General features: G+C 69.3%; 14 protein-coding genes and 1 pseudogene. 6 read left to right on the top strand and 9 right to left on the bottom strand.

All coding sequences use genetic code 11. From position 1 onward, the window contains the following. Positions 1–16: 16 nt before the first annotated feature. Positions 17–1,798: a 3-hydroxyacyl-CoA dehydrogenase family protein gene (locus OG623_RS04590; RefSeq protein WP_406151672.1), complete on the bottom strand. Its 1,782-nt coding sequence runs from the start codon at positions 1,796–1,798 to the stop codon at positions 17–19. A gap of 401 nt (positions 1,799–2,199) precedes the next feature. Here OG623_RS04590 and OG623_RS04585 point away from each other — a divergent pair, with 401 nt between their 5' ends. Continuing rightward, entirely contained in the window at positions 2,200–2,775 is a 576-nt protein-coding gene (locus OG623_RS04585; RefSeq protein WP_406144502.1) for an adenylosuccinate lyase, read from the top strand. 163 nt (positions 2,776–2,938) lie between these two features. Here the strand turns inward: OG623_RS04585 and OG623_RS04580 are convergent, their stop codons facing one another. Beyond that, positions 2,939–3,196, bottom strand: a complete 258-nt coding sequence (locus OG623_RS04580; RefSeq protein ID WP_406144500.1) for a transposase — start codon at positions 3,194–3,196, stop codon at positions 2,939–2,941. Between the two features lie 406 nt (positions 3,197–3,602). Here OG623_RS04580 and OG623_RS04575 point away from each other — a divergent pair, with 406 nt between their 5' ends. From OG623_RS04575 to OG623_RS04565, 3 genes are read left to right on the top strand one after another with little or no spacing between them, the layout of a single operon-like run. Then, positions 3,603–3,959 carry a hypothetical protein gene (locus OG623_RS04575; RefSeq protein WP_406144499.1) on the top strand — a complete coding sequence of 119 codons (357 nt, stop codon included), beginning with the start codon at positions 3,603–3,605 and terminating at the stop codon, positions 3,957–3,959. Beyond that, positions 3,956–5,287, top strand: a complete 1,332-nt coding sequence (locus OG623_RS04570) for a hypothetical protein (protein WP_406144498.1) — start codon at positions 3,956–3,958, stop codon at positions 5,285–5,287. The genes OG623_RS04575 and OG623_RS04570 overlap by 4 nt, the downstream gene beginning before the upstream one ends. A gap of 23 nt (positions 5,288–5,310) precedes the next feature. Further along, a complete protein-coding gene (locus OG623_RS04565) occupies positions 5,311–6,336 on the top strand; it encodes a hypothetical protein (RefSeq protein ID WP_406144496.1) in 1,026 nt (341 codons plus the stop codon). A 287-nt stretch (positions 6,337–6,623) separates the two neighbouring features. On the opposite strand, the pseudogene OG623_RS04560 reads toward OG623_RS04565, so the two are convergent. From OG623_RS04560 to OG623_RS04545, 4 genes and pseudogenes are all read right to left on the bottom strand, one after another. Further along, positions 6,624–6,747: pseudogene (locus OG623_RS04560) on the bottom strand (AAA family ATPase); the annotation flags it as partial. A gap of 10 nt (positions 6,748–6,757) precedes the next feature. Then, positions 6,758–7,342: a GNAT family N-acetyltransferase gene (locus OG623_RS04555; RefSeq protein ID WP_406144494.1), complete on the bottom strand. Its 585-nt coding sequence runs from the start codon at positions 7,340–7,342 to the stop codon at positions 6,758–6,760. A 45-nt stretch (positions 7,343–7,387) separates the two neighbouring features. After that, positions 7,388–8,992: an alpha/beta hydrolase gene (locus tag OG623_RS04550; RefSeq protein WP_406144493.1), complete on the bottom strand. Its 1,605-nt coding sequence runs from the start codon at positions 8,990–8,992 to the stop codon at positions 7,388–7,390. A 155-nt stretch (positions 8,993–9,147) separates the two neighbouring features. After that, the gene (locus tag OG623_RS04545) at positions 9,148–10,200 is read right to left on the bottom strand and encodes an Rv2578c family radical SAM protein (RefSeq protein WP_406144491.1); all 1,053 of its coding nucleotides are present in this window, start codon (positions 10,198–10,200) and stop codon (positions 9,148–9,150) included. Positions 10,201–10,348: 148 nt separating this feature from the next. On the opposite strand from OG623_RS04545, the gene OG623_RS04540 reads away from it, so the two are divergent. Together OG623_RS04540 and OG623_RS04535 are read left to right on the top strand one after the other, a co-directional pair. Then, on the top strand, positions 10,349–10,792 hold the full coding sequence (locus tag OG623_RS04540; protein ID WP_406144489.1) for an SRPBCC family protein: 444 nt from the start codon (positions 10,349–10,351) through the stop codon (positions 10,790–10,792). Between the two features lie 199 nt (positions 10,793–10,991). After that, a complete protein-coding gene (locus tag OG623_RS04535) occupies positions 10,992–13,460 on the top strand; it encodes an MFS transporter (protein WP_406144487.1) in 2,469 nt (822 codons plus the stop codon). A gap of 62 nt (positions 13,461–13,522) precedes the next feature. Here OG623_RS04535 and OG623_RS04530 read toward each other — a convergent pair whose 3' ends face one another. From OG623_RS04530 to OG623_RS04520, 3 genes are read right to left on the bottom strand one after another with little or no spacing between them, the layout of a single operon-like run. Next, the gene (locus OG623_RS04530; protein WP_406144485.1) at positions 13,523–14,590 is read right to left on the bottom strand and encodes an acyltransferase family protein; all 1,068 of its coding nucleotides are present in this window, start codon (positions 14,588–14,590) and stop codon (positions 13,523–13,525) included. Next, on the bottom strand, positions 14,590–16,842 hold the full coding sequence (locus OG623_RS04525; RefSeq protein ID WP_406144484.1) for a bifunctional polysaccharide deacetylase/glycosyltransferase family 2 protein: 2,253 nt from the start codon (positions 16,840–16,842) through the stop codon (positions 14,590–14,592). Before OG623_RS04525 ends, OG623_RS04530 begins: the two co-directional genes overlap by 1 nt. After that, positions 16,842–17,393, bottom strand: coding sequence for a hypothetical protein (locus OG623_RS04520; protein ID WP_406144482.1), 552 nt, complete (start codon positions 17,391–17,393; stop codon positions 16,842–16,844). Before OG623_RS04520 ends, OG623_RS04525 begins: the two co-directional genes overlap by 1 nt. Positions 17,394–17,594 lie beyond the last annotated feature (201 nt).

Raw genomic sequence — 17,594 nt, 5'->3', positions numbered from 1 at the left:
CCACACGGCCCCGCGCTCAGCGGCGGGCATATTCGCGGAAGCCGCGCCCCGTCTTCCTGCCGAGGCAGCCGGCGGCCACCAGATGCTCCAGCAGCGGCGCCGGGGCGAGGCCCGGGTCGCGGAACTCGCCGTGCAGAACCTTCTCGATGGCCAGGGACACATCCAGGCCGACGACGTCCAGGAGCTCGAAGGGCCCCATCGGGTAGCCGCCGCCCAGCTTCATCGCCGCGTCGATGTCGTCGAGCGTCGCGTAGTGCTCCTCGACCATCTTGATCGCGTTGTTGAGGTAGGGGAACAGCAGGGCGTTCACGATGAAGCCGGCCCGGTCACCGCAGTCGACCGGGTGCTTGCGCACCTTCACGCAGACCTCGCGGACCGTGGCGTGCACCTCGTCGGAGGTCAGCACTGTGCGGACCACCTCGACCAGCTTCATCGCGGGCGCCGGATTGAAGAAGTGCATCCCGATGACGTCCTCGGGGCGCGAGGTCACCCGGGCGACCGCCACGACCGGCAGTGACGAGGTGGTGGTCGCGAGCACCGCACCCGGCTTGCAGACCTTGTCCAGGGTCTGGAACAGCTCCCGCTTGATCTCCAGGTCCTCGGCGACCGCCTCCACCGCGAGATCGACGTCGGCGAAGGAGTCCAGCGAGCCCGCAGGGGTGATACGCGCGAGTGTCTCGTCCCGCGCCTCCTCGGTGAGCCGGCCCTTGGCGACCGAACGCCCCAGCGACTTCGCGATCCGGGCCTTGGCCGTGTCCGCCTTCTCCTGGCTGCGCGCGGCGAGCACCACGGCGTACCCGGCCTTCGCGAAGACCTCCGCGATGCCCGAGGCCATGGTCCCTGACCCGGCCACGCCGACCGACGACACGGTGCGCCCGGTTTCCGCGCCCGCGCTCCCCGTCGGCGTCAGGGCGTCCGGGACCACCGTCTGGCCGCCGGGGGCGTCGTACGTGTAGAAGCCACGGCCCGCCTTCCGGCCGGTCAGCCCGGCCTCGCTGAGCTGCCCGAGGACCGGCGCCGGTGCGTGCAGCCGGTCGTGGGACGCCGCGTACATGGCCTCAAGGACCGTGCGGGCCGTGTCGATGCCGATCAGGTCGAGCAGCGCCAGGGGGCCCATCGGCAGTCCGCAGCCCAGCTTCATGGCGGCGTCGATGTCCTCACGGGAGGCGTAGTTCGCCTCGTACATCGCGGCGGCCTGGTTGAGATAGCCGAACAGCAGACCGTCCGCGACGAACCCCGGGCGGTCGCCGACCGCGACCGGCTCCTTGCCCAGCTCATGGGCGAGCCGGGTGACGCTCTCCACGGCGGGCGGGGCGGTCAGCACGGAGGAGACCACCTCGACGAGCTTCATGGCGGGGGCCGGGTTGAAGAAGTGCAGGCCGAGGACGCGCTCGGGGCGCTGCGACTCCGCGGCCAGCCGGGTCACGGACAGGGCGTTCGTGCCCGTCGCCAGGATCGCGGTGGGGGAGACCACCTCGTCCAGCTCCCGGAAGACCTGCTGCTTGATCTCGTACGTCTCCGGCACGACCTCGATGACCAGCTCGGCCTCCGCGGCGGCCCGCAGATCGGAGAACGTACGGAAACGGGCGAGGATGTCGCTCCGCTCCCGCTCCGTGATCCGCTCACGGGTCACGGAGCGGGCGGTGGAGGCCTCCAGGGAGGCGACGGCCTGCCGTGCGGCGGCCTCACTGATGTCGATACCGACGACCTCGCGGCCCGCACGGGCCAGGACCTCGGCGATGCCGGTGCCCATCGTGCCGAGGCCGACGACGGCGATGGTGGTGAGCGGGGTGTCCATCACGGGACTCCAGGGTGAGTGACGACTGAGGGGCGACACGGTGGCGCGCAGGGCCGTGAGGCGGCCGGCGCTCGGCGTGCGGAGCAAGCGTGGGGAGCAAACGTGCGAAGCGAACGTGCGGAGCGAACGTGCGGAGCAAGACGCGTCGTGGTGCACGGTTCCGGTCGCGCGGGGCGCACCGGGGGAAAGGTGACGGGCTCTGTCCCGGAGCCACGTCTCACGAACTGCCGAACCGACAAGCACTCCGGGTGGCTGCGTCACCAGGCCACCGGAGCCGGCGGGGAGTGTGTCCCGCTCACCTGAGCTTAACCGGCGAGTAACGAGCGCGCCAGCCCTGGCGGGCTGTGCACTGGCACACAGTTCGTCAACCACAGTGCGTTCATCACCCTAAACTCAGCGTCATGGACGAGGAGTTCCGCTCACTGACAGACCGGCTCGGGCGCGAGGCCGGTGAACCGGAGGCCTTCCACCGGCTGCTCGTCACGGAGGACGACGAGGAACTGGCCGGAGTCCTCGTGGAAGGCCAACGCCCCCTGTGGGCCCGCGAGATCGCGGCGTACCGCCTCGGCTGCCGGGGCGACCGCCGGGCCTTCGAGGCGCTGGTCCTCCTCCTCAACCACCGGGACCCCGAACGCTGCGTCTCCGCCGCACACGCCCTCCGCCTCCTCGGCGACCCCAGAACCCCCCGCGCGGCAGCCGCACTCGCCACCAACACCCTGCGCACGGCCTACGCCCTGCACCCGATCCGTCTCCTGACCGCCCTGCGCGCCCCCGAATCGGTACCCACCCTGATCACCACCCTGCACCGACTGCTGCGCCCCGGGGAGGAACCGCACTGGCGCGTGGCGCTGGCCTGCGTGGAAGGCCTGGGAAGCCTGGGCGACAACCGGGCCCGCCCAGCCCTGAAGGCGGCCCTGCCACACCCCCGTCTGGGAGAGGCGGCAGCGGAGGCGCTGGGCCGGCTGGGGGAGGGGTGAGGGGGGCACACCTGGTGGTCCCTGCGCAGGGGCAAAGATCACGCCTCCGTTGTGGACGTTGCCCGCACCGCGAAGAGAGGAGCCGCGACCGCGAGGGTCTCCGGGGTGGCGCGCACGCTCTCGCCGGTCCGCTCCAGGCGATTCAAGTCCCGCACCGCGCTGATCACATGGGTGGAGTCGGTGCGCTGCTTGCCCCGGCCATTTCCAGGCCGGCATCCTCGCAGTGCTCGAAGAGCGGGTCGAGGACCGCCCGCTCCACGCCGTTGTCCGCGAGCCGGGCCCTGAACGTGCTGAGCGCGCTGGCATCGAAGCCAGTGTCGGTGAGCTCCGACCCGAGCGCGTACTTCCAGCCGACGGCCCGCACCGCCATCGCCGCGACCTGCCGATCGGTGAGGTCCTCGGCGAACTGCAACACCGCCACAGCGACAATGCTCCAGGCGACAGGCCCGGCGCCCCGAACGCCACGGCGAACGGCTCATCGGCGAAGACCTCCGAGAGGCGGTCTCGCGCCCGTATCGCGGGACTCGCCTCCGGGAACGCCACCTGCGCCACCACTACTGTCTGCTCCGGGATCAGCGTCAGTCCCACCGGCCGCATCGACATCCGTACTGCCTTCACGGTCGCACGACGGAGAAGTGACCTCAGGGGCGACCATCGCGGAGGACCCACCCCATCCCCGAAGTGATTGGGCAGCAGATTCTGCCTCCAACGCAAAGATCGTGATCCATGGAGACCATGCCGGCGGGTCCCGTCCTTTCTGCCAGGTGTCGTCCGCCGACGAACCAGTACGGTTATGGCTTCCTGAACTGCTCTGCGAGGAGAACAAGATGGGCGACACGGGCAAGGTTCTCAACATCTCGACCCAGGACTTGAAAGAAGCGGCGCCGACGTTTGAGGAGCAAGGGAAGGCGCTCGGTGATGCGGCGAAGGCGCTCAAGGAGTCCCTGGCTGTGCTGGGTTCGCCTTGGGGGGAGGATGAACAGGGCCAGGAGTTCGGGGACGCATACTCGCTGAAGCGTAAGGAGCTCGAGAAGGGCGTCGGTATCCTGGTGCTCGGGCTGAGGAGTATCCACGCTGCCATGACCGACATGTCCGATGGCTATGTGGACGATGAGGAGCTCATCGAGGGCATGTTCACCAAGGTTCGGGTGCCCGGAGCCGACGGAGGTAAGGGCGTCGAGTGAACGTTGAGGACATAACCAAGGACCTCCTCATTAAGGCCGGCATGTGGTGGCCGGACGCGAACTCGGGCAGTCTGCGATCGGCTGCGAAGGCGTGGCGGACGTTCGCGGACGCGGTGGACGACGTCATCGGGCCGGTCAACGGCAAAGCCGGTGCCATAGTTCTCCATAATCAGGGTGAGGCGGTCGACGCGTTCCGGGTCTTCTGGAGCCGCTATCACAAGAGTGAGGGCGTCGGGTGGCTGGACGACACGGCCACAGCGGCCCGGGCCATGGCGAAGGCACTCGAAGAATTCGCCGACGCCGTCGATGAAGCGATCGAGCGTCTGTGGACCGAGATCGGTATCGGAGCCGCAGTCATCGCCGCGGGCATGGGGCTCGCGGTATTCACCTTCGGTGCTTCCGCCGCGGCGTCCGCGGCGGCGTCCGCGGCCATCATCGAAGTCGCCGCAGGGCTCGGCGTCACGGTGTCGACCACTGTCGCCACCATCGCCGCGACCACGTTGACCGGTATTGCCTTCGGCGCCGTCGAGGGCATCACTGTCGACCTCGCGGTCGCCCAGCCACTCAGGATGGCCACCGGCCTTCAGGGTGGCCTGAGTCTCGACTCGGTGGAACAGGCGGGCATCTACGGTGGCGCGTTCGGTGGCGCGTTCGGTGGCGCTGCCGGTGTGACACGTGCCGCCGGTGAAGCGGGTAGCTTCTCCAACCTTTTCGGGCAGAACATCCCCATCGGAATCGCGAACCCGAACCTCGCAGGAGTCGGGCGAACCCCTTTTGTGCTCGACGAAATGGGGAAAAGGCGCACCTGGGATCTGTTGCGCAGCGAGAATTCGAAAGTTCACGTTCCACCTAGGGTGGCGGGCGATCATGCGCTCATATCCGGAGACCCTGTTTATTTCGGAAATCGGACCACAGTCATCGGATACGACACGAAAACGTTGGCTAATGCGAAACGTGTCGCCCGCGTTCCCGGGAAGCATGATGTCATCGTCCATGGTACGAACACGGGTGTGTTTTTGCCCGGGCGAGTCAATAGTTCAGGAAAGACCCTCATGGATTTCGAGGTCCACCCGGCTCATATTGCGGACGCTATCCGGAGTAATCCGAATTATGATGGTGGCCCCGTGCGTCTGATCTCGTGCCACTCCGGTTATGCTGCACCGAACTCCGTGGAGCTTCCGCTCGCTCAGAGTGTGGCCAACGACTTGGGAGTGCCTGTGACGGCTCCGACCAACAAAGTAGGAACCTCTGCTGAGAATGGCATGGGGCAGACGCCCGTGATCGGCGATGGTGGGTACTGGCGTACGTACCTGCCGATGGCCAAGTAACGTAGACGGATAGTGGAGGTGCAATGACCAGGCGAATCGGTTTCTATGGAGAGTTCAATCCTCAGAATCTGGGGGGATCGGCTCCGTCCATTCATGACGACGTTCGGCCTTACGGCCTGTTCGACGAGGCGCAGACTCTGGAATACATGTCGTCGTGCCGTGAAATTTACACCACGATGGGGGCGGATCGCGATGTGATTTCGGGCGACGAGTGGGTCGGTGGGGCAGGATCGCTAATTACCGATGGTGCATGGGTCTGGCCCCTTGAGCTCCAGTACTACATCAAGCGATATCATGTGGAACTGCCGCCAGGTTTTCTGGCGGATGTCCGTTCCGCGAATTACGCGCCTCCCGTAGTTCCGCCTGCGCGATACAGGGAGATTGTGGATGAATTGTTTGGCCCCTTTGCGTTCAACAAAGGGGCGAACCGCGAGGAAGGCGGGGGAGGGTTCTTTTCCTGGTACCTGTCGGATCTGACTTCGCAGAGTTGGGGTCGATTGCTGAGAGCGCTGGAATCGGCTGGACTGAACACCCGCCATCGGCTCACCGACGAGATGTTCCTCGCCCGTACGGGTACGGGCGGTTCGGGCCCCCTGCCCGTGCATGACGTGCAGGGTATGGCCGTGGCGTTGGCCGGCCCTGGTGACGGCGAATTCGAATTCCACCTGTGGTTCGCTACCGACACCTACACGATCGTTCAGGTACGTCGACTCGACGACACCACAACGGCGGTGGCTTACGACATCGCGCACCTGCAGGAGCCGGAGCGTGAGCAGGTGGTTGCCGCTCTGGTGAGGGCCTTGGACGAGTTCCGTGATGACTGCCGGGGGTTCGTCCTCGACCGGATGGGACGCAGCTCCCGTGACGCCTGGGACTCGCTCGTGCTTGGACGTACCTGGCCGTCCGAGCCCTTTCCGGACAGCGTCGCGGTCGATGCCGGCCTGGATGCGCTGCCGTCAAGTCCCGAAGCCGTGACACGTGCCGAGTACGGGCGCCTGGCGGTGTTCAACAGGCGTCGCGTGGTCGGCGGGCAGTCTCCTGGCAAATGATCGACGCCAGGATGTCGCAGTCGTTGGCGGCCTCCTCTCCCGCGAGCACGATGACGCCTCGGCCCTGCCAAGGGTGAGCGGTGTCTGCGGCTCACAGTTCACCACCGGTCAGGTCGTCTCCGCGCACGCCGGAGAAGATCAGTTTGCCGAGTGGCTGGTCACCGGACTCCAACGATGGCGTGCACTTCGTGCGTGGTCAGGGCCAGCGTGCGGGTCAGACCATGGTGAACTCGATGCCGTTGAGCTGGGGCAGTACGGTCCGACCACCGGCTGCCAGGTCGAAGAGCCTTCAGCGGGTTGGGTTTTCCGACCCCGTTCCGCCTCACCAGGACGGTGGGGGCCGAGGGGGACGGTCACGTCGCGGAGACTGCGGAAGTTCTCCACGTGGAGTTCGAGCAGGCGACCTGGCATGGTCGCGAACCTACCTGGTGGGCGGGGCAGAGGTCATGTCATTCCGGGACGGGATGACACACACGTACCGCACCTCGGGCACCATGGCTCCGCCCGTCTCCGAGGTCTCCTCCGTGCCGTCCGGGCGGAAGCCCGCGCGTTCGTAGAAGCGGCGGGCGTGGGTGTTGTCCTTCAGGACCCAGAGGGACAGCCCGGTGAATCCGTCCGCCCGGGCCCGCGTGGTCACCTCGGTCAGGAGTGCGCGTCCCGTGCCTGTGCCGATGTGGTCCGGGTGGGCGTAGAGCGCGTACAGCTCCGCGGTGCCGGGCGGTGCGTCCTCGTCGCGGGACGGGCCGTAGCAGGCCCAGCCGGTCACCGTGGTGTCCGGGGCCATGGATACCAGGTTCATCGCGGCGGAGCCCGTCGCCAGGTGTGCGCGCCGGTGCTCGGCCTCCCGGGCGATGTCCATCGCGTCCAGATGCGCCTGCGGGATCAGCCCGGCGTAGGCGTGCTGCCAGCCGCGTACCCGGATCTCCGCCACGATGGCGCAGTCGTCGGGGGTCATGGCGCGGATGTGCACGCCGGGGGCGTACGCGGGGGTGGATTGTGGGGGCATGCTGTCCATCCTGGCGTACGCCCCCGGCGTGGGGCGCGGTGTTTGTCAGCCGTGGAAGCCGAGCAGGCCGTGCAGCGTCCTGCCCTTCGTGTTCGTGGCCGCCTTCGTCGTGGTGGTGGGCTTCGGTTCCGGTTGTGCGTCGCAGACCGCGTCCGCGCCGCCGTTGTCGCCGCCCGTCGGGAGGGTGCCGTCGGTGAGGTAGTCCACCAGGTGGGCGTCCAGGCAGTCGTTGCCGCTCAGGGTGATGCCGTGGTTGCCGCCGCCCTGCTCGACGACGAAGCCGGAGCCCTTGAGGCGGCGGCTCATGGTGACGCCGCCCTCGTAGGGTGTGGCCGCGTCGTCCGTGGCCTGGAAGACCAGGGCGGGCGGGATCCTGTCGTTGTCGACCTGTACGGGTTCGAGCGGCTCCACCGGCCAGGTGGCGCACGGGGCGTTGTACCAGGTGTTGTTCCACGACATGAAGGGCGCCTTGCGGTGCGCCTGCCAGGTGTCGTCGCGCCAGGTGCTCCAGGTCCTGGGCCAGGCCGCGTCGCGGCACTGCACGGCGGCGTAGACGGAGTAGCCGTTGTCGCCGCTGCTGTCCACGGCCGCGAGGTCGTCGTACGCGGTGGCCAGCGTCTTCTCGTCCTTGTCGTTCACGTAGGCCGAGAACGCCTCGGCGAGAAGGGGCCAGTAGCCGTTGTAGTAGCCGCCGGGCAGGAACGTGTCCTCCAGCTCGGCCGGTCCGACCTTGTCCGCCGCGGGGTGCTTCTTCACCGCGGCGCGCATCCGGTACCACGCGGCTTCGACCGCTGCCGGGTCGCTGCCGAGCTTGTACGTGGTGTCGTTCTTCGCGACCCAGGCGGCGAAGGCCTTGTGGCGGGCGTCGAACGCGTGGTCCTGGCCGAGGTTGTCCTCGTACCAGACGCCGTCCGGGTCGACGACCGAGTCCAGCACCAGGCGGCGTACGTGCTCGGGGAACAGCTTGGCGTAGACCGCGCCCAGGTAGGTGCCGTACGAGTAACCGAAGTAGTTGATCCGCGGTGCGGCGAGGGCCCGGCGGATGACGTCCAGGTCCTTCGCGGCGCTGACGGTGTCCATGTACGGCAGCAGGTCGCCGTGCTTCTCCCCGCACGCGGCGGCGAAGGACGCGGCCCGGTTGCGCGCGGCCTTTTCCGCCGCGTAGGAGTCCGGCACGCTGTCGGGGCGTACGGGGTCGAAGTACTTCGGCACGCAGTCCAGGGCGGGCTTGCTCTTGCCGACCCCGCGCGGGTCGAAGCCGATCACGTCGTACTGTGCGGCGAGCTTCTCCGGCAGTGAGGACGCCACGAAGCCGGCCATGGAGAGCCCGCTGCCGCCGGGGCCGCCCGGGTTGACCAGCAGCGGGCCCTGCGAGGTCTTCGCGGTGTGCGGGATCCGGGACAGGGCCAGGGTGACCTGCCGGCCCGACGGGTTTTCATGGTCGAGCGGCGCACGGACGGTTGAGCACTGCATGGTCGGATACGACTTCGTCGCGCAGTCGGTCCACTTGACCGGCGTGACGGCGGGTGGGGCGGCGGCCCCTGTGCCGGAGGGCGTGGTGGACGGCGCGGACGCGGTGGACGGTGCTGCGGTCACCAGGCCCGCGACCGTGGCACCGACGGCGACCAGAATTCCTGCACGTTTCGTCATACGGCCTCCCGTGGTCGGGCGATGCGGCTGTGGGTGGCACAGCCCCCGCCGCATGTTTCCCATAACCGGGTACGGAAGGACAGACGGCGTCGAGAGTTGACCCGTTCGGGCCGGAAGACCGGTGCGGTCAGAGCAGGGTCACCAGGGCCGGGCCATCAGAGCAGGGTCAGCTGTGTGGGACCTGACGCGTGGTCATCCGCAGGGGGCCCGGGGGAGGCCGGCGCGGCGCGGGCGATGCGGCGGGCGCCGCCCCGGTCCGCCGGGCCGATGCCGTACTCGGCCGCCAGCTCGTGCACGCGGCGGGTGATGCCCCGCTGGTACCAGGTCGGCGCGTACGCCCCGTCCGCGTACATCCGCTCGTACCGCCGCACCAGATGCGGATGGTGCTGTCCGAGCCACTGCATGAACCACTCGCGGGCGCCGGGCCGCAGATGCAGCACGAGCGGCGTGACCGAGGTCGCCCCGGCGGCGGCGATGGCGCGGACCGTGGCGCGCAGCTGGTCGGGGTGGTCGCCCAGGAAGGGGATGACCGGGGCCATCAGCACACCGCAGCCGATCCCGTTGTCCGTCATGGCGCGGACCACGTCGAGGCGGCGCTCGGGGGACGGGGTGCCCGGCTCGACCGTGCGCCACAGCTCGGGGTCGGTGAACCCGACGGAGACGGAGACCCCGACCTCCGTGACCTCGGCCGCCTGCCGCAACAGGTCGAGGTCACGCAGGATCAGCGTGCCCTTCGTGAGGATGGAGAAGGGGTTCGCGTGGTCGCGCAGGGCGGTGATGATGCCGGGCATCAGCCGGTAGCGGCCCTCGGCCCGCTGGTAGCAGTCGACGTTCGTGCCCATCGCGATGTGCTGTCCCTGCCACTGCCGGGAGCCCAGATGGCGGCTCAGCAGCTCGGCGGCGTTGACCTTGACGACGATCTGGGAGTCGAAACCGAGGCCCGTGTCCAGGTCCAGATAGCTGTGGGTCCTGCGGGCGAAGCAGTACACGCAGGCGTGGGTGCACCCCCGGTACGGGTTCACCGTCCATTCGAACGGCATACGGGAGGCCCCCGGTACGCGGTTCACGATCGAGCGGGCCCGGATCTCGTGGAAGGTGATGCCCCTGAATTCCGGGGTGTCGAAGGTACGTGTCGTCACCGCGTCCGCGGCGAAGAGCGCGCCGTTTCCCTGCTTTGTGGTGTTCTCTGCCAGATTGTCCCAGCGCATGAACGCCTCCTTGGTAGCACTCCGCAGAGAATAGAACATGTGTTCCCTTGATCGTGCGCGGCGGAGCGCCGACCCCGATTTTGAGCGGCCGTACCTGAGGTGGTTGGCTCAGCGGGACCCCGAACAACCGAGTGCTGGAGGAGCAGGCATGGCGCAGGTCGAGGCCACGACAGAGCGGATCATCGCGGCGGACGCGGAGGCGGTGTTCGATGCGCTGGCCGACTACAAGGAGGTCCGGGGCAAGGTGCTGACCGGGCACTTCAGCGAGTACGAGGTGCGCGAGGGCGGAGACGGCGAAGGCACCCTGGTCCACTGGAAGCTCCAGGCCACGAGCAAGCGGGTCCGCGACTGCCTGCTGGAGGTCACCGAGCCCACCGACGGGCAGCTGGTGGAGAAGGACCGCAACTCGTCGATGGTCACCACCTGGATCGTCACCCCGGCGGGTGAGGGGAAGTCCAAGGCCGTCGTCACGACCGTGTGGGACGGCGCCGGTGGCGTCGGAGGGTTCTTCGAGCGGACCTTCGCGCCCAAGGGCCTCGGCCGGATCTACGACGAACTGCTGCAGAACCTCGCCACCGAGGTCGAGAAGTAACAACGCCTGTCCTGCGGTTGACGGCGCCGCCGGCCTCACCGGAACGAGTGGTTTTCCGGGGTGGTCGGTTGTGCGCCGTAGCGCCTCCCACCGGCGCATAAGCCCTCTGGATGCGCCCTGCGTGCGCCCGGTCGCGTTTGCCCTGCCTTGCCACCTGATGCGAGAAATGGGCGGCGCAGCTGCGACGAGGGGAGCGCACGTGGTGGGTGGGATCACTCTGGTGGAGGACGAGCAGGGAGGCACGGAGTACGGGGTGCCCGGGACCTGGGTGGAACCCGGTGTCGCGGTGAAGTCCGAGCCGCCCCCTCCACCGTCCGCCGCCGCGCCGTCCGCACCGCCGGACGAGATCAGCCCCCGCCGGATCCGGCTGGTGTTCCTCGGTCTGATGCTCACCCTGCTGCTCGCGGCGCTCGACCAGATGATCGTCGCCACCGCGCTGCCGAAGATCGTCGGTGAGCTGCACGGCCTGGACAAGATGTCGTGGGCGGTCACCGCCTATCTGCTGGCCTCCACGATCGGACTGCCGCTCTACGGGAAGCTCGGCGATCTCTTCGGCCGCAAGGGCGTCTTCCAGTTCGCGATCATCGTCTTCATCATCGGCTCCGCCCTCGCCGGCTGGTCGCGCACGATGGACGAGCTCATCGCCTTCCGCGCCATCCAGGGCATCGGCGGTGGCGGGCTCATGATCGGGGTGCAGGCGATCATCGCCGACATCGTCCCGGCCAGGGAGCGGGGCCGCTACATGGGCCTCATCGGGGCGGTCTTCGGCCTCGCGTCGGTGGCGGGACCGCTCCTCGGCGGCTTCTTCACCGACCATGCCTCCTGGCGCTGGTGCTTCTACATCAACGTGCCGTTCGGCATCGTCACCCTCGCCGTCATCGCGCTCGTGCTGAAGCTGCCCAAACCCGCCGTACGCCCGCGACTCGACGTGCTCGGGGCGGTGCTGCTGGCCGTCGCCTCGACCTGTCTGGTGCTGCTCACCAGCTGGGGCGGCACCGAGTACGCCTGGGGCTCGCGGACCATCCTGGGGCTCGCCGGCGGGGCTGCCGGAACGACCCTGCTCTTCCTCGTCGTCGAGCGCCGGGCCGCCGAACCCATCATCCCGCTGCGTCTGTTCCGCGACTCGGTCTTCAACGTCACCTCGCTGGTGGGCGCGGTCATCGGGGTCGCGCTCTTCGGGGCGGCCAGCTATCTGCCGACCTATCTCCAGATGGTCGAGGGCGTGTCCGCCACCGAGTCGGGGCTGCTGATGCTGCCCATGATGGGCGGAATCGTCGTCGCCTCCGTCGTCTCGGGACAGCTGGTCTCGCGCACCGGCCGCTACCGCGTCTTCCCGCTGGTGGGCGGAGCCGTCTCGGCCGTCGGCATGTGGCTGCTCTCCCACCTCGGCACCGACACCTCCTCGCTGGAGTACGGCATCTGGCAGGCCGTCCTGGGCATCGGGATCGGCCTCGTCATGTCCATCCTGGTGCTGGCCGTACAGAACTCCGTACGCCCCTCCGACCTCGGCACCGCCACCAGCGCCCACAACTACTTCCGCCAGATCGGCGGCAGCGTGGGCGCCGCCATCTTCGGCACCCTGTTCGCGGGGCGGCTCGCAGACGCGCTCGGGGTGCGGCTGCCCTCCGGGGCCGACCTGCCCGACGCGGAGTCGATCACCCCGCAGCTGGTCCACACCATGGAGCCGGCGCTGCGCGACGCCTACATCCAGGCGTACGCCGACGCGATGCCGCGGATCTTCCTCTACCTGGTGCCGGTGCTTCTGCTCGGCCTGTTCCTCGCCTTCTTCCTCAAGGAGAAACCGCTGGTGTCCCACCACACCCCCCAGACGGCCCCCGACGCGGCCACGGCGCCCTCCACGATCCCCGCGGCCCGCACCGACCCGGGCCCTCCGCAGACCGCCCCGCTCTCCGGGGTCCCGGTCTGCGGATGCGTCCAGCACCCCGACGGTACGAAGGTGGGACGGGCCGCGCTCACCCTCATCGACGGGCAGGGGCGGCAGGTCGGCCGGGGTGCCAGCGGCGACGACGGGCGGTACGCGCTGAGCGCACCCGCCGCGGGCGCCTATGTGCTGATCGCCGCCGCCGGCGGGCACCAGCCGCAGGCCGTCAGCGTCACCGTCAACGACCGGCCGGTGGAACTGGACGTGGTCCTGGGCGGTGCCGGACGACTGGCCGGCGCGGTCCTCACACCGGACGGCGCCCCCGTCCGCGACGCGGCGGTCACGCTCACCGACGTACGGGGCGAAGTCGTCGCGACCACCCGCACCGGACGCGAAGGCTCCTACGTCATCAGCGAGTTGGTGGCCGGTGAATACACGCTGGCGGCCAGCGCCCCGGCCTTCCGCCCCGCCGCCCTCCCGGTCAGCGTGCAGGCCGCAAGGGAGACCCGGCAGGACATCGAGCTGGCCGGAGGCGCCGTGCTGCGCGGCGTCGTACGGGCCCCCGGCGGGCGGGTCGTCGAGGACGCCAGGGTCACGTTGCTCGACGCGGCGGGCAACGTGGTCGACACCCTCACCACCGGGTCCGACGGGGCGTTCAGGTTCGTCGACCTCTCGACCGGTGAGTACACCGTGATCGCCGCCGGCTACCCGCCGGTCGCCACCGTGCTCCAGCTCCCGGGAGGGGGCAGGACCGAACGCGATCTTCTTCTGGGCCACGAGGACTGACGAGGTATCAGCCCAGAGGGGTGGGGCGGGGTGTGCGGAGTTCCGCACACCCCGCCCCGCTCTCATGGCAGCAGTCGGGGCGGGCGTCTCGCCGCGACATCCTCGACCCACCCGAGGCACACCACCGCGGCCGCGATCAGGACCCATGCGACGCCGAACTGCCACCAGAGGCTGTCCAGCGGCAGATGCCGTTCCATGGCCGGCACCTGCCACATCAGGTCGATCAGCGGCACCGACGCCATCAGTGCCACCTCGTGCCAGAGATAGACCGTCACCGCGCGGGCGTTGAACACCGTGACGATCCGGTCGGCCACCGGGTGACGTACGAGTCCGTCGAAGCGGGGCCGGAACCGCAGCAGGAGCAGCACGAACCCCGCCGACCACAGCGCCTGTGCGAGCGGGATGTCATCCAGGTCCGCCACACCGTCCACCGGGTGGCCGGCCGCCCACCAGCCGCCCACGGCCATCAGGGGCACCGCGACGCTCACCGCCCGAGAGCCTGGCACCCGGTCCAGCACGCCGTCGCGGTGCGCGAAGCCCAGCAGCCAGCAGAACAGGAACACCGAGGCGTCACTCAGCGCGCTCCCGGTCCGGCCTTCCGGCACTCCGGTCACCGTCTCCAGCACCACCACGGGCACCAGGGACAGGGCGAGCACGGGAAGCGGGGCGAGCCGGAAGAGACGTAGCAGCAGCGGCGAGAGCAGCACGAACCACAGATAGGCGCGCAGATACCAGAGCACCGCCCAGGCCTGCTCACCCCACGCGTTGCCGGGCGGATCACCGACCGGCAGCACCCACAGCAGCACGTCATGACCCGGCACCCAGCCGTGCAGCAGCATCGCCACCCCGAGCACGAGGCCGAACAGCCACACAGGTATCAGGAGCCTGCGCAGCCTGCTCCGGAGCACCCCGGCGGCGGGCCGCTCCAGCGAGCGGGCCATCAGCGATCCGGCGAGCGCGAACATCACGCCCATGGACGGGAAGACATACCCCAGCCACGGCCACTCGAAGGTGTGGTAGGTCACCACCCGGACGAGCGCCACGGCCCGCAGCACATCGAAGGAGCGGTCGCGTCCGGTGCCGGCGACCGCCGCGGGCGGAGGCTCAGTCCTGCGGTGCGTCCCTGCCACTACGAGACCCCCGCACGGCTCGCGCCCACCTCACCGGTGCGTTTCAGCTTCTGCCAGCGCAGCCGCCCGCCGGTCGCCGCCGTGACACAGGAGTGGATCAGCACGAGGTACATCAACTGCCGGTACGCCAGCTGCTGGAGGGGAAGCATCAGCAGGTACCTGTACTTCTCCCGGTCGAGTCGGAAGGCGTACGCCGCACAGAACAGCTGCACGGCCAGGATCGCCAGCCAGGCGAGCAGCGAGGCTCGGAAGTCGATGAACAGCATCGCGTAGACGGTGAACACGTCGATGAGCGGTGCGAACACCGGGGTGACGATCTGGAAGAGGACGACCAGCGGCATGCCGACGCGTCCGAAGCGTCCGGAGGGCCCCCGGTCGGTGACGGACCTGCGGTGCTTCCACAGCGCCTGCATGGTGCCGTAGCTCCAGCGGTAGCGCTGACGCCACAACTGGCCGAGCGACGCCGGTGCTTCGGTCCAGGCGCGGGCGTGCTCGGCGTAGACGACGCGCCGGCCCGCGCGGTGGAGGGCGATGGTGATGTCGGTGTCCTCGGCCAGCGTGTCCTCGCTCATCCCGCCGGCATCGAGGACCGCCTGGCGGCGGAAGGCCCCGATGGCGCCCGGGATGGTGGGCATGCAGCCCAGCAGGTCGTACATCCTGCGGTCCAGGTTGAAGCCCATGACGTACTCGATGTGCTGCCAGGCGCCGATCATGGTGGACCGGTTGCCGACCTTCGCGTTGCCCGCGACGGCGCCGATCTCCGGGTCGGCGAACGGCTGGACCAGCTCGTGCACCGCGTCGGGCTCGAAGACCGTGTCCCCGTCCATCATGACGACGATGTCGTGACGCGCCTGGCGCACACCGTTGTTGAGAGCCGCCGACTTGCCCGCGTTCTCCTGCCGGATCACCCGGACATTGGGCAGGCCCAGTGACTCGGCGATCTCCGCCGTGCCGTCCGTCGAGCCGTCGTCGACGACCACGATCTCGATCGGATGGGTGCTCGCGGCAAGGGAGTTGAGGGTGTTGGCAATGCACTCCTTCTCGTTGTACGCGGGCACGATCACACTCACGGGGCGGGTCACCTCGGGTCCCCAGCTGAATCCCCGCCGGTTGCGTTTTCGGTGGTGGCGCCGGGCGAGCAGCAGCATCATGCCGAAGCGGGCCAGGACGGCGACCCCGACGATCCCGAGCGCCGAGGCCAGCACAGGCACGGTCCACTCCGCGACGGCAACGGCGCCGAGCAGGGCACGGCCCTCCCACACGCTCGCGGTGTCCGCCTTGCGGTGGGCGGCCTGTTCCGGGCTGCTCTGCGTACCACCTCCCTGTGTGCCGCCTGCCTGGGCGGGCGCGGGGGGTGTGGCACCGTCCGTGTTCTCCCCGGCGGAGGCGTCCTGCTGCTGGGCGCCGCTGACCGTCGTGAAGGTGTAGCCCTTCGCCTTCATCTTCTTGATGTACTTCGGCAGCGCGGCCAGCGTTTCGGAGCGGTCGCCGCCCGAGTCGTGGAAGAGCACCGACGCACCCTTGCCGTCCTTGGGCGTGGCCCCCTCGACGATCTTGGAGACGCCCGGCTTCTTCCAGTCCTCGCTGTCGGTGTCGATGAACACGCTGGTGTAGCCCATCGCGCCGAGGCGCTCGTAGACCGGCCAGCTGTAGTCGTCGATCGCATCGGTCTTCGAGGAGTACGGCGCGCGGAACAGCGTCGTGGTGATGCCCGCCGCGCCCGCCAGCGCGAGTTGGGTCTGGGCGATCTCCCGCTTCACGCGGGCCTCGCTCTGGTAGGAGAGATCGACATGGGTGAAGGTGTGGACACCCACCTCGTTGCCCTCGTCGACCAGTCTGCGGACGATGTCCGGGTAGCGGGAGATCATCGAGCCGATGAGGAAGAAGGTGCCCGGCACGTCGTTCTCGTCCAGGACGTCCAGCACCTTCTCGCTCCACTCGGGATCGGGGCCGTCGTCGAAGGTCAGCACGATGGTCTTGTCCGGCACGGACTGTGTGCGCGCGGTGCCACCGGGGAAGCTCAGCAGGGGCCCGCCCTCCAGCACATCGCTGGGCACCGAGTCCGACGACGCACCGGAGCGCACCCGCTGGTCGTTGCCGATCTCGGAGCGCAGATAGCCGTCCAGCAGCATCATGCAGACGAGCCCCAGCAACAACAGCACGGCCATGATCACCCGGGGCCGGGGGACGGCCTGACGCCGTACGCGGCTGATCCTGCCGGGTGTGGCGTGCCTGCGGCGCGAAGCGGCCATCAGCCCTCCCCGCCCGAAGCCGAAGCCGCAGCCGCAGCGGTCGCGGACGCCGAGGCGGTCGCCGATGCCGAAGCAGTCGCCGACGCCGAAGCGGTCGCGGACGCCGAGGCGGTCGCCGATGCCGAAGCAGTCGCCGACGCCGAAGCGGTCGCCGATGCCGATGCCGAGGGTGTCGCCCCGCCCGGCGCCGGCGGCGCGCCGCTCGGAGGCGCGGTGCCGCCCGGTGGGGCGCCGTACCCGGGCTGCCCGCCGCCCGGACCTGCCTCGGCTCCCGGGCCGCCGTCGAAGGGGAGCAGCTGGGAGGGCGTCATGGAGATGCCGCCCATGAAGGCCAGCCCCAGGACGGCGGCGTAACCCACGCAGACGGCGCCCAGGAGCATGCCGGCGCGCCGCAGCAGCTTCGCCCTGCGCCCGGAGCTGTCCACGAAGACGGGCCCCTCCTGGGCCCGTTCGGCTGCGCGGCGGCGCCCGGCCGAATGGGCCGGGACACCGTCGGCCCGGCGTCGGCCGCGCGGCGCCGGGTCTTTCTCGATGAGGGGGTCGGATTGCATGTGCGCATGGTGGCGAAGCTTGATGTGCGAACTCTGGAGCTTTCCTGGCCGGGGGCTGTGAAGCGGGCCCGAACCTGTCGGACCGCTGAGAGTCCGCCGGGTGCGACGCCGCCTCCCGCCGCCGCTCGGACCCACGCCGGCCGGGGAGTTGGCCGCTTCCGACGTCCTCCGCCGGCCCTCTCCCATGAGTTTCCTGTGTCT

It is taken from the genome of Streptomyces sp. NBC_01012, from assembly GCF_045162755.1.
Lineage (GTDB): Bacteria > Actinomycetota > Actinomycetes > Streptomycetales > Streptomycetaceae > Streptomyces.
The sequence above is the reverse complement of the archived record's forward strand: the minus strand, read 5'-3'. Positions and strand labels throughout refer to the sequence as shown.